This is a genomic window from Sulfurisphaera javensis (genome assembly GCF_041154675.1).
GTDB classification, from domain to species: domain Archaea; phylum Thermoproteota; class Thermoprotei_A; order Sulfolobales; family Sulfolobaceae; genus Sulfurisphaera; species Sulfurisphaera javensis.
Map to the genome: position 1 here is coordinate 1,656,277 of NZ_AP031322.1, position 12,229 is coordinate 1,668,505.

The 12,229-nt window shown below is 33.2% G+C and carries 12 protein-coding genes; 5 read left to right on the forward strand and 7 right to left on the reverse strand.

Features of this window, described 5'->3' with window-relative positions:
* The first annotated feature begins 15 nt into the window (after window positions 1-15).
* On the forward strand, window positions 16-735 hold the full coding sequence (locus ACAM25_RS09200; RefSeq protein WP_369609435.1) for a CoA-transferase subunit beta: 720 nt from the start codon (window positions 16-18) through the stop codon (window positions 733-735).
* Here the strand turns inward: ACAM25_RS09200 and ACAM25_RS09205 are convergent.
* From ACAM25_RS09205 to ACAM25_RS09225, 5 genes are read right to left on the reverse strand one after another with little or no spacing between them, the layout of a single operon-like run.
* Complete coding sequence (locus ACAM25_RS09205; RefSeq protein ID WP_369609436.1) at window positions 730-1,485, reverse strand: CoA transferase subunit A; 756 nt, start codon at window positions 1,483-1,485, stop codon at window positions 730-732. The two genes, ACAM25_RS09200 and ACAM25_RS09205, sit on opposite strands and share 6 nt — an antisense overlap.
* 23 nt (window positions 1,486-1,508) lie before the next feature.
* Window positions 1,509-2,117: a hypothetical protein gene (locus ACAM25_RS09210; RefSeq protein WP_369609437.1), complete on the reverse strand. Its 609-nt coding sequence runs from the start codon at window positions 2,115-2,117 to the stop codon at window positions 1,509-1,511.
* 45 nt (window positions 2,118-2,162) lie between these two features.
* Complete coding sequence (locus tag ACAM25_RS09215; protein ID WP_369609438.1) at window positions 2,163-2,546, reverse strand: CBS domain-containing protein; 384 nt, start codon at window positions 2,544-2,546, stop codon at window positions 2,163-2,165.
* Window positions 2,547-2,556: 10 nt separating this feature from the next.
* Window positions 2,557-3,228: a DsbA family protein gene (locus tag ACAM25_RS09220; protein WP_369609439.1), complete on the reverse strand. Its 672-nt coding sequence runs from the start codon at window positions 3,226-3,228 to the stop codon at window positions 2,557-2,559.
* Window positions 3,229-3,255: 27 nt separating this feature from the next.
* Complete coding sequence (locus ACAM25_RS09225; protein WP_369609440.1) at window positions 3,256-4,338, reverse strand: VWA domain-containing protein; 1,083 nt, start codon at window positions 4,336-4,338, stop codon at window positions 3,256-3,258.
* Between the two features lie 186 nt (window positions 4,339-4,524).
* Between ACAM25_RS09225 and ACAM25_RS09230 the strand changes: the two genes are divergently transcribed.
* From ACAM25_RS09230 to ACAM25_RS09245, 4 genes are all read left to right on the forward strand, one after another.
* The gene (locus tag ACAM25_RS09230) at window positions 4,525-6,102 is read left to right on the forward strand and encodes an NCS1 family nucleobase:cation symporter-1 (RefSeq protein WP_369609441.1); all 1,578 of its coding nucleotides are present in this window, start codon (window positions 4,525-4,527) and stop codon (window positions 6,100-6,102) included.
* A 177-nt stretch (window positions 6,103-6,279) separates the two neighbouring features.
* Window positions 6,280-6,993 (forward strand): FHA domain-containing protein, encoded by a 714-nt coding sequence (locus tag ACAM25_RS09235; protein ID WP_369609442.1) that lies wholly within the window; start codon window positions 6,280-6,282, stop codon window positions 6,991-6,993.
* 13 nt (window positions 6,994-7,006) lie between these two features.
* A complete protein-coding gene (locus ACAM25_RS09240; RefSeq protein WP_369609443.1) occupies window positions 7,007-8,146 on the forward strand; it encodes a VWA domain-containing protein in 1,140 nt (379 codons plus the stop codon).
* A 97-nt stretch (window positions 8,147-8,243) separates the two neighbouring features.
* Window positions 8,244-8,417 carry an AbrB/MazE/SpoVT family DNA-binding domain-containing protein gene (locus ACAM25_RS09245; protein WP_010978826.1) on the forward strand — a complete coding sequence of 58 codons (174 nt, stop codon included), beginning with the start codon at window positions 8,244-8,246 and terminating at the stop codon, window positions 8,415-8,417.
* On the opposite strand, the gene ACAM25_RS09250 is transcribed toward ACAM25_RS09245, so the two are convergent.
* Window positions 8,414-9,652 (reverse strand): DUF402 domain-containing protein, encoded by a 1,239-nt coding sequence (locus ACAM25_RS09250; RefSeq protein WP_369609444.1) that lies wholly within the window; start codon window positions 9,650-9,652, stop codon window positions 8,414-8,416. The genes ACAM25_RS09245 and ACAM25_RS09250 overlap by 4 nt on opposite strands.
* Window positions 9,642-12,194 (reverse strand): aconitate hydratase AcnA, encoded by a 2,553-nt coding sequence (gene acnA / locus ACAM25_RS09255; protein ID WP_369611653.1) that lies wholly within the window; start codon window positions 12,192-12,194, stop codon window positions 9,642-9,644. The genes ACAM25_RS09250 and acnA overlap by 11 nt, the downstream gene beginning before the upstream one ends.
* Between the last annotated feature and the right edge of the window lie 35 nt (window positions 12,195-12,229).

Sequence of the window (12,229 nt, forward strand, 5' to 3'; positions counted from 1 at the left end):
TTACAATTAAAACTCATGATCATCGAACACGTTGCGAAAGGAATTTCGTTAGTCGTAGAAGATGGAGAGAAAATTTATATAGGACTAAACTCAATCCCAGCAATATTTGGCGCGTTCTTAGCTAGAGACTTATATAAGAAGAAAATAAAAATATTAGGAGTAGCAGAAGCTGATAACCCTAAAAGCGTAACCATAACTCCATCAACCGGTGATCCTTTTTACTCAGAAGAGGCACCAATAATGATAACAGCTGATTCTTTTGATCTATTTCAGAAAGGACTCTTAGACGTAATGTTTTTGGGCCCGGTTCAAGTAGACGAAGAAACTAACGTTAACTTATCAGTTATTGGAAATTACGAAAAACCAAGAGTTAGATTAACTGGAGGTGCCGCTACAGCTTATTTAATGCCTTTAGCTAAAAAAGTGATCCTATGGAATTTGAAGCATTCCACTAAATCACTTGTTAAGAAAGTTGATTTTGTTACTGGAACGGCTAAGTACTCTAACAATAAAGTAATATTAGTAACTAACTTAGGTATACTTAACTTCGACAGAAATTTAAAGAAATGGAAAGTAACTCATGTTTACCCCTGGAGTAAATGTGAGGAAATTAAGAAAAATACTGGTTTTGAGGTAATTTGTGATAATGTGGATATTGTAAAAGTTAGCGAGGAGGATTTAAATTTCATCAATAAGATGGATCCATACAATCTAAGGTCATCATTAGAACTATAATGGTTGCAATTCTTCAACTATCTTTTCCCAATTAACATCGTATAATCCAAACATACTTGTTGGTTCTGCGCCTCTAGGTAAGTGAACTACTGCTGTAACATATTCAGAATTAATTGTTGGCCTTTTACCGTAAAAGTATGATTTAGGAACTATTTCTTCTGCGGTTATTATAACTTTTTTAGATGCTTTTGCCTTATATTCGTCTTCATAAAGAGGGCCAAGAATTTCAGCATTTCCCTCTTCATCTGCTTTATGAACGTGAATTATTGCGACATCTGGAGTAATAGCCTTTACTAGTAGAATTTTTTCGCCAGAAAATGGATCTTCAATAACTTTCCATGTACCTGCTTTTTCATGCAAATTTACTAAATCAGATCCTAAAATTCCTTTAACTGGCATAAAAGGAACTCCAAAAGATCCAGCCCTAATGCCAGCAATAAAAGCACCACATGTGTCTTCTAAGTATTCAATTTCACCTTGCTCTACTTTTTTCCTAAAATTAGGGGGAATTCCAAACCACTCTAAAGTAACCATTGGAGCTCTAACTTTTCTTACAACATTATATTTTAATAAAACTTCAAGTCCAAAACCAGGTTCTCTATCTACGAATCCTAAGTTTTTTATTCCACTCTTTATAAGCCCATATATAAACCCCATGGGATTTCTGTGAAATGACATTCCACTAATCGTTATAGTATCTCCTTCTTTAATTAGCTTTAGAGCCTCATCCAAGGACATTAATTTGCTCATACAAATAAATAGTTAATTACGTTTTAATTCTTTTTTGTACCTTCAATTATCCAAAATCCATTCATTTCCTTTACAAATTTCGTAATAAATCTAATTGAAAATGCTCTTATAGCTTCAGCTGGTCTTACACCACTGAAAGCATTAATAATCAGATAGCCTTTTCCATTATTCTTTAAGACTCTAGACGCTTCTTTAATTAGATCATAATCAAGTACTTCAGAGATTATAACATTATCAAAAGAGAGATCTCTAAATGGTAAAGGATATACTGAATCAATTAGTTCATTAACGAAAAAATATGCTATTTCGTTACTAACAGTGACAGTTGAGTCAACTAACGGTGAACCTATTTGTAAAGTCCTTCCCTTTAATTTAAGATCTAGCTTAGTTTTTTTATTATATTGATAAAATTGATCATTGACAGCAAGAAAACTTGTAAAATTATGTAAAATTAATGCTTCCCCATCTAACAATTTATGGGAAAAAATAAAATCGTACTTATCTTGCAAAAGTTGAGGTATTTTGCTATAAGCTAAGTCTATTACTTCACTCTTTCCATTGTCATGAATTATTGCTTTAAGGCTTTGCTTTAAGGTCTTAGCATGAGTTGGCAAAAGCTCTAAATATTTCACAAGTAATAAATAATTCTAAGACTATATATTTATATCCTTAAATATTTATGGGAATACATCGTGAAGTGCTTTTGAAACATCTGTTATTGCGAACATTCCAATAATATTACCTTCCTTATCCTTCACTGGCAAATGCCTAATCTTATTTTTAGTCATAATATCAATTGCAACAAATACATCAGTATCCTCATCAACAGTTATTAGATTCCCTAGCGTTGATGCTAATCTGACTTGGTCATTTGGACTTAATCCCATTGAGAGTGCTTTTACAGCATCTCTATCCGTAAAAATACCTTTTGGTTCTCCATTTTCTGTTATGATTACTGAACCTACTCCTTTTTCAATCATTAGTTTGCAAACTTCTTGTATAGATGTATTTGCTTCAACTTGAAATACCGGAGTTGACATGTAGTTTTTTACAGCTTTCATATGTAGTATATTATTCTCTTTCCCAAAAAGCTTTTAGCTTAACATTTTTCGGTTCACCGTGCTCTAAGATATCTTCAATTGTTTGCTTCAAGAAGTCTTCAGATTGAACACCTCTAATAAGCCATGTATCATTAACTAAAATAGCTGGAACTCCGTGAATTCCCATAGCTTTAGCCTCTTCCTCATCTTCTATTACTGCTAACTTAGCTTTCTTAGATTTAAAGTCTCGTTTAAACTGTTCAACGTCAAGTCCCACCTCATTAGCTATTTCTATCAAAACTTCCTCATTTGTAATATCTTCTCCCTCCATAAAGAACTTGTTTTGTGCTTTATCAAAGTACTCCCAATGTCCTTCATCACCTTTTTGAAACTCAGCAGCTTTGCAAGCCATTAAAGGTGGAATTGACCAAACATAACCTATTTTACCTTTTCCTATAACTTTTTCTGGGTCATAATCTGGAAAGTACTTTTTCACTATTTGGAATTCATTCAGAAATACTTTCCTAGCATCCTCTACGGTAGGTGCAATTTCTTTCAAATCTTCTAGTGACGAAATAATAGAGAATGCTTTATGCTTTACTATTACCTCGCCTTTAAACTCCCTTACAACGTTCCTTAATCTTTTTGACATAACGAAACAAAAAGGACATATAACGTCATGAAAGAACGTTAGTTTGATCATACCACAAAAAATCTAATCCTATGACTTTTAACTTTTTCTCATAGTTCTTGTAACTTCAGATAGGTCACTCTTCGTATCCCCAGTAAGTCTTCTAGTTTCCTCAATTAGATCTTCTCTCCTCGTCTGTTCAGCTGCAGCTCTTAACTCTTGTGCAATTGTAGTAACTTCTTTACTTCCACTAGCTAAAGCATTACTATATTGCTTTAGTAAACTAAAGTATCTAACTTCAGAAATTATTCCTTGATTTACAGTTTGCATAACTTGTATCTCGCTAGCCCTTTGCAATATTAATTGTTCTTGTATAGGCACATTCATTCTTCTAACTGGGTCAAAATAACTACCAGTAAATAATAATTGAACTGGTTGATTCCCTGGTGGAATTGAACCAATTGCATAAATCGAAATTGTCCTATCAATTATAGGTAAGTTAACTGGGACTTCATAGTTTATTGATTCAAATCCAGGTGGCAGATTAAGAACAAAGTTGTATGCAGCAACATCAGTTACTTTTTGTTGAGCAAATACTGAAGGAAGCTGTGTTGGATCTTCAATATGATAATAAACGCCAGATCCCTTATCAGATAATCTTTTTAATATCACTTCATTGTAATCTCTCCCTATTCCTACTGAGATAATTTGAACATTTGGAGGAATTTGAATACTTTCGTAGTCTTTTACATTTCTCTTATCAGTAGGTTTTCCATCTGATAAGATAATCAATTTTACTGGTAATTGACTATAAGCTAACTGTTGCAAAATCTTAGTTATAGCTTTATGGAAATTTGTTGTATATCCTTTTTTAACATTCTGAAGGGCTATTGGATTACCAGAAGGTCCTTCATATACTTTCTCTAGATCATTAGAGAACAAGTAAATTGAAAGATAATTTCCCGGTGGAATTTCGTAAGATAGCTTGTTCGCTGAGGCAATAGCAATATTTAATTTATTGTCCTTTAGCATAGAAGGGCTATTATCTATTAATATTACATAGTGTATACCAGAAAATTGTGTAAAGGCCTCTGGGACAACTCTGATTATTAAACTTACTTGTGTTGGTCTTTCAAAACTGACAAAAGTGTGTGACGATCTTATTTTTAGACTTACTGTCATTTCTACTTAGAATATAATGCAAGTAAAACTATATATGTTTTTATATGAAATATTATAATTACACATACGTAATTTTAACGTAAAATTTCTAGTTTTAACACAATATTATGGTTATGGTTGATGATTTTACTTTATTAGAAATTATTTGAGACAACTATTTTAGTTGGTTTAAAGTTTGCATTGTCTGTGGAAGAAGCATATAAAAATGTAATATATTATCGAGAAAAAGGACAATTAGAACTGCTGAAAGTATATCCAGAAGAAAAATACCTATGGAACTCTGATATCCATCCGACTCCAATTAAGAACAGAAACTGGGGAGCATTTACATATGCTATGATTTGGATTTCTATGGCTTTTATTGTACCCTCATGGACTTTAGCTAGTGTTGGCTTAGTTTTTGGCCTAAACGTAATACAGTCAATCTTTTTGGTCTTCCTGGGTAATGCTATAGTAATTATTCCAATGATTATACAATCCCACGGAGGTGCCAGATACGGTTTAGCTGAACCACAATTAACAAGAACTAGATGGGGAATTTACGGAGCTATTATTCCTAGCTTAATTAGAGCTATAATTGGGGCAGGTTGGTGGGGAATTGAATCTTATATTATTACTGAGGCAGCAATAGGAATTTATGTAATTCTTACTGGAAAGGTAAGTATTGTAGCTTATACAGCATCACACTATTCAGACTATCCATTTATTTTAAGTAAAGATTTTCCTACAATATTCTGGTTAACATTTATATCTGTAATTGCATTACAACTGTTAGTCTTCTACTTATCTCCAGTAAGAAAATCTCAGCCAATATTGAAGTGGTTGGCTAGAATTAGTGGACCGATTATTTTAGTAACTTATCTCGTTATATGGATATTCTTCATGAGCAAAGTAAACTGGAGCACAGATGTCTTTACTTTGTCTTCTAACTCTTCTCCTTCATTGCTTTCATCCTTAGCGTTTTTAAATGCAAACATCGCATTCTGGGCAACTATGGCGTTAACTATGCCGGACTATACTAGATTTGCAAAGAGCCAATTTTCACAAGCTTTAGGACAGATACCTATGCCATTTTACATGTTATTTGTAGCATTTATGGGAACAACAACTACCGCATCTTCTTTAAAACTTTATGGAGAAGCAATATGGGATCCTATCCTACTTATTACTCTCCATATAAATAACTTAATGGGTGTTGGATTACTTTTAGGAATAATTTTGGGAACTTTTCTAGTTAATGTATTTGCTAACGCAGTAGGTCCTGCCTATGATTTTGCAAATATTTTACCAAAGTATCTGAATTGGTTTAGAGGTTCCATCATTTTGATAATCGTAGGATTAGCTATTGGAGCTTGGAGCTATTATGGAAATGCTTATTCGTATATTCAAAATTGGTTATTAACTTATGGAGGTCTTTTAGGAAGTATTGAAGGAATAATAATATTTGATTATGCTATAATAAGAAGATTTAAATTTGAGCTACCTGATGTTTTCTTATCTCATGGAAGATTTAGATATTGGAAAGGAATAAATCCAGCTGCTCTAATAACATTTATAATAATTTCTGGAATAATATATCTACCATATCCTGGAGAACAAATAGCATTAGATAATTCATGGATTCTTTCGTTCTTATTGTCTGGACTAATTTATATTCCGTTAATGATTTTCTGGGTTATACCTAAATATCAACCATTCCTTAAGGGAAATATATTAAAAGGCTATATATCAGAAGAAGGAAAAAAGATTTTTGAGCAGAGCTGATCGATTTTGAAAGGACATTCTCTTTTCTTTTTATGGTCATTATAAGATTAAAGATAGAAATCTTTATCTTTCTTCTTATTAATGTAAACTATAATAAAACCTTCAAATTATAATAATACCAAGTCAAAATATTACGCGAGTAAAACTATATATACTTTTATACAAAATACTTTATATATGCCGTGGAAATGTCCGGTTTGTGGATATGAAAATGCTGATGATGCAAACTTTTGTATTAGATGTGGAGCTCAAAAGCCAGTTGATCTTCAAAGTTCACAAACTCCCCCACCACCCCCTGTTACTATGAATCCAACACAATCTACATCACCAGGTCAATCAGCACAAACTCCCCCGCCTCCACCACCAGTGACTGCAAATCCAACGCCTCCTTCTCCTGATCAGTCAGGTCAAGCACTACCTTCACCACCAGTAACAATAACTCCACAAGATCAATCAGCACAACAAGCACCACCTCCTGTTACTTCAAACACACCTCCACCAGTAACTACAACACCAGCTCAACAAGTAGTTACAGCACCACCAGTAACTCAACCTCCTTTAACTCAAAAATTCTACTTACTCTTTATTCAAACGCCATATGCTGGTCTAATTAATCAAAAAGTACCTCTAAACTTAGACATCTTTCCATCAATTTCAATTGGAAGAAGCCCAGAAAATGTTATTATAGTTCCAGATCCGGAAGTTTCAAGAAGACATGCAGTCATTACATTAGAGGGAGGAGAATTATATATTGAAGATCTTAACAGTACTAATGGGACTTATATTTATGATGGAAAATTATTCCAACCAGTTAAGGGTAAACAGAAAATCTCTCCTAATACAATAATAAAACTCGGAAATCAGACCATAGTTAAAATTGTCGCAGAGTAAGTAGGTGATTTTTTTGACCATCTCTGCAAGGCTAGAATTTAGTCATAAGTATTCCTTTAATTCTCCAATTAGAGGAGTCTTTAGATTAATAATTGTTCCTGAAAAAGTATCTGTAGCAACTGGTTTTCATTACATAATTTTACTTGATACATCTGGTTCTATGTCTGGGATAAAAATTGAAACAGCAAAAAAAGGAGCAATTGAATTATTAAATAAAATACCACCAGGGAATAAGATTACATTTATTACTTTCTCTTCAAATGTAAATACTTTAATTCAATTCGCAGACAATTCTAGTTCAATTATTGAAAGAATATATGGTATTTCTGCTCAAGGAAATACAGTTTTATATTCAGCATTATCAACAGCTATACAAATTGCTAGAAGATATGAAATGCCAGGATATATTGTTTTGTTAACTGATGGTAATCCTACAGACGTAACTGATATTACAGCTTATGAGAATTTACAAATTCCAGATGGATTTAAAGTGATCTCCTTTGGAATTGGTGATGATTACAATGAACAACTCTTGAAAATATTAGCTGATAAAAGTGGTGGAGTTCTAAATCATATACAAGATCCAATGGAAATTGCTAATTCTCTTCCTCAAGCAGCAGTAACTCAGGTGGGTGCAAAGAACGTTATAGTAGAAATCGAAGCACCATCACAAGTGAAATTATTAAACTATTCTGGTCCACCAGTAAAATTAGGTGCAATAGAAGGAGTAGTAAGAATTTACGGTGAAACCTCTATTTCACCAAATTATAGTGGAAATGTCTTAAATGTTAGGATAAGTTATAACGATCCAGCAACTAATAGGCAAGAAGTTCTCACACTACAAGCTCAAGTTTCTCCAGCAAGTGATTCTCAAATGTTCTTAAGTGGTATAAATAATGATGTTTTGGGAGAATATCAGTACTACGAGTTAATGAATAAGCTTGTTGCACAAGTAAATTCAAATAACTTAACAGAGGCAACAAGGACATTAAACCAAATGACACAGTTAGCACAACAGACAAGAAGAATTGAACTAATGGAAACAACAAGAAGATTACAACAAAGTATTGAAACAACAAAGAGGCTAGGAAACGTGGAACAGACAAGAAAGTTAATTACAAGTGAGGCAACTAAGAAATTAAGGTCATCATAATTTTTATTTTTATATAGAATAGAAAGAAAAAATACCCTTTATAAGTATTAAGTAAAAATTTTTAAACTAAGAATGAGTATATTATCTGGAATTGGAAATGCCAGTCGAAGATATTGTTAAAGTATCGAGAAATTTCCAAGTGACTATACCAGCTAGAATAAGACAAAAGGTTAAGGTTAGAGAAGGGGATTTAGTAAGAGTTATTTATGATGAGAACGAGAATGTTGTTAAAATTATTCCTATAAGCAGAGAAGAATTAGAAAAGCTTTAAAGAATCTTTTTAACTTCTTCCACTACGTTAAGTATTTTTTTATACATCACCTCTCCTATTACCTCTTTATTTTTCTCTAACTCACCTATATCAATTACTTTTATTTCATTTCCTACTTTCACAACATCTACCTCAAGATCTAAATATCTAATTATGCCTTTTAGAATCTCTGGAGGAGTAGAAATATTAACATAAACTCCTTTTAATTTCCCATCTTTATTATAATAGCTATGGAGTTGATACCATTTTCTTGAGTCGAATTCTACGATATCATAATCTCCTTCTTCTTTAGGAACATTAAGACCATCATACATACCTTCTTTTTCAAAAGTTCTTATTAATCTAATTATGTAATAGTCAGAGTTTATCTCTTTATAAATCACCTTGCCTTCTCTTAAATAAAATCTTTTACCGCTAGGCTTTATATGTTCAATTTTCATATAATCCTCTACTAATTTGTTAAGTAAGTCTTCACTTTTACCAGAGGTCTCTTCAGTCATATCAACCTCATTGGAGAAGGACATTTTCAGCATATGATGATATTTTATAGTATTAGGTAAAACTTTTCTCCTTATTTCATCTAACATTAATTTATCTTCTAGTGAAAGTGTAATTTTAATGAAATCTTCTCCTTGACCCCTAAAATCTTCATTATCATATCTTAAAGACAATTTCTCTAATTCTTCCCTTAATACAGAATTAGTTACAAAAGAAGCGTTACTTCTCCATTTCACGTTATATCCTTTCTTATTAAATGGAATGCTAATAGAAAGGAGTCTTGCTTTCTCCTCTTTATCTTTAATATGTTCCGAAAAGAACGTTTTACCTTCTCCCCGCCAAAGCATGGCATAATTTCCTACAGCTCTTGGTGGAGAGAGGATAATTTTTCCCTCAGAAGGAGGTTTAATAACTAATCCTTTACTTATACAAGGCTCGACTTCATAACCCATGTATTTGCATTCATTTGTCTCTATAACTGAATAAAGCTTAACTGGGGATTTCCATACGAAAGAATAATTAAAGATTTTTCTGAAGAAGGAGTATAGATCCTTTCCAATACTTATTATTTCTCCCTTATCATTTCCATCTTTTACAGTTACATCTGCTGGTTCTAATTTAATCTCTAATGAAAAACGTTCAGAAATTTGAGGTGTTGATTGAACAATCTCAAAGCCATTATCTAAAAATAACTTTGTTAATGCTGTAGCGTAAATTCCTCTAATTCTAACCTTCATATATTAATTTATTAAAAACATATTTTAAAACCCCACCCTCACGTACATATTCTAACTCAACATTAGTGTCAACCCTAACTAAACCTTCAGTAGTTATTACTTTACCATCAGATGACTTGAACTCAATTTTAACTTTTTTCCTTGGTGTTAAATCCTTAAGACCGTAAATTGATACTGTCTCATCTCCTTTAATTCCTAGTCCCCTCCAATCAGGTATTTGAATTGGTAAAACTCCCATAGCTACAAGGTTACTTCTATGAATCCTTTCGAAACTTTCAGCTAGCACTGCTTTAACACCCAATAATGCAGTAACTTTAGCCGCCCAATCCCTTGAACTACCAGAACCATACTGTTTACCTGCTACAATTACTAAAGGCACTCCTTCCTTCTTGTAAAGTTCTGATGCTTCATAAACACTCATAATTTTTCCATCTGGAAAATGTTTTGTTATACCCCCTTCTTTATCCACTAAAAGGTTCTTTAATTTGGGATTTGCAAAACCTCCTCTAATCATAACTTCATGGTTTCCTCTCCTCGCTCCATAGGTATTTAACTCTTTTACACCTAATTGCTTTAAATATTGTCCAGCTACAGAATCTGGCAATATTGGACCGGCAGGGGAAATATGATCAGTAGTTATTTTATCTCCTAAAAGGAGGAGAATTCTTGCTTCCTTTATATCATCTAAAGACTGACTTGGCAAAGTAAACCATGGCGGTTCTTTAATGTAGGTCGATGAAGGATCCCAATTATACGTTTCGCTTTCAGTTACCTTAAGCGACTTCCAGTTCTCATCTCCTTCATAAATCTTAGAGTATTTTTGCCTATAGATTTCTGGATTTAAAGAGAGGCTCATGTACTGTTTTATTTCCTCTAATGAAGGCCAAATATCTTTAAGGTAAACTGGATTATCATTAGGGTCATAACCAATTGGTTCATTCTCAAAATCAATGTCTATTCTACCAGCTAAAGCATAAGCTACGACTAATATTGGGGAAGCTAAGTATACTCCCTTTAACAAGGGGTTAACTCTTCCTTCAAAATTCCTATTCCCACTAATAACTCCATAAACTTCTAAATTGTTTTGCTTAATATCTTCCTCAACTGCTTTAGGTAAAGGTCCTGCATTGCCGATGCATGTTGTACAACCTAATCCAACTATGTGAAAACCTAGGGCTTCTAAATAAGGAAGTAAACCAGATTCTTTCAGATACTCTACAACAACTGGTGATCCAGGAGCTGTACTAGTTTTTACATAAGGTTTTACTCTTAACCCATGCTCAACAGCTTTTTTAGCTAAAATCCCCGCTCCTAACATTACGGTAGGGTTAGAAGTATTAGTACAACTAGTTATAGCTGTTAATACTACATCATTGTCACTAACAATTTTACCCTTCTTTTTCTCTTTCTTTTCGTTTTTCTTTTTCATTTCTCTTAAAGGTACTCTCTCATCGGGATTCCTCGGACCAGCAAGTGAAGGTTCAATTTTAGATAAGTCTATTTCGACTACGTCAGTGTAATTTGGTACTTCTGAGTAAAATAATCCTTGAGCTTTAGCGTAAATCTCAACTATTTTATAATCTCTTCCAGTTCCAGCCAAATAGTTCAACGTTTGAGAATCAATTGGGAAATAGCCAACAGTAGCACCATACTCTGGAGCCATGTTAGCTATTGTTGCTCTATCTGGCACGGAAAGTTTAGATAAAGAGGGACCAAAGAACTCTACGAATTTACCTACAACTCCTTTTTTCCTTAAGACCTCAGTTATATATAAAACCACGTCAGTAGGAGTTACACCTTCATTGATATCCCCTACAAGTTTAACTCCGACTACCTCCGGAACAGTCATTGTATATGGTTCTCCCAATAGGACGGCCTCAGCTTCTAACCCGCCTACACCCCATGAGAGAACACTAACTCCATTATCCATAGTTGTATGAGAATCAGTTCCAATAACTATCTCTGGAAATGCTGTTTGAACTCCTTTAACTTCTCTAACATCAACAACTTTACTCAAATACTCAAGGTTAATTTGATGAATTATCCCATTTCCAGGGGGAATCACTCTAAAATTGCGAAAGCTTAATTGAGCCCACTTTAAGAACTTGTATCTTTCTTCGTTTCTTTCAAATTCTTTCTTCATATTCCATAAAAGAGAATAAGAAGTACCGTAGTAATCAACTTGAATAGAGTGATCAATTATCAAATCAGCAGGTACAACTGGATTCACAACCCTGGGATCTTTTCCTCTCCTCTTCATTTCATCTCTCATTCCAGCTAGATCAACTAGAAGAGGCACTCCAGTGTAATCTTGCATTACAACCCTTGTCGGTAGAAATGAAAACTCTTTACCAACTTGCCATTTTAATATTGCTTCCAAATCTTCGTCTGTAATTTTCTTACCATCATAATTTCTTATTACATTTTCTATAAGGACTCTTAAAGAATAAGGATATTTATTTATATTTATTCCATATTGTTCTAGTTGATTTAAAGGGTAATAGTGAATATTTCCTTCAAGTTTAGAAATCTGGAATTCCATGATTTTTATTACCACTTAAAGCTAAAAAGTACAGT

Bases quoted from the DNA above. Each gene is read 5' to 3' on its own strand.
- ACAM25_RS09200 (WP_369609435.1), top strand. From the start codon at position 16: ATGATCATCGAACACGTTGCGAAAGGAATTTCGTTAGTCGTAGAAGAT.
- ACAM25_RS09205 (WP_369609436.1), bottom strand. From the start codon at position 1,485: ATGAGCAAATTAATGTCCTTGGATGAGGCTCTAAAGCTAATTAAAGAA.
- ACAM25_RS09215 (WP_369609438.1), bottom strand. From the start codon at position 2,546: ATGAAAGCTGTAAAAAACTACATGTCAACTCCGGTATTTCAAGTTGAA.
- ACAM25_RS09220 (WP_369609439.1), bottom strand. From the start codon at position 3,228: ATGATCAAACTAACGTTCTTTCATGACGTTATATGTCCTTTTTGTTTC.
- ACAM25_RS09225 (WP_369609440.1), bottom strand. From the start codon at position 4,338: ATGACAGTAAGTCTAAAAATAAGATCGTCACACACTTTTGTCAGTTTT.
- ACAM25_RS09235 (WP_369609442.1), top strand. From the start codon at position 6,280: ATGCCGTGGAAATGTCCGGTTTGTGGATATGAAAATGCTGATGATGCA.
- ACAM25_RS09245 (WP_010978826.1), top strand. From the start codon at position 8,244: ATGCCAGTCGAAGATATTGTTAAAGTATCGAGAAATTTCCAAGTGACT.
- ACAM25_RS09250 (WP_369609444.1), bottom strand. From the start codon at position 9,652: ATGAAGGTTAGAATTAGAGGAATTTACGCTACAGCATTAACAAAGTTA.
- acnA (WP_369611653.1), bottom strand. From the start codon at position 12,194: ATGGAATTCCAGATTTCTAAACTTGAAGGAAATATTCACTATTACCCT.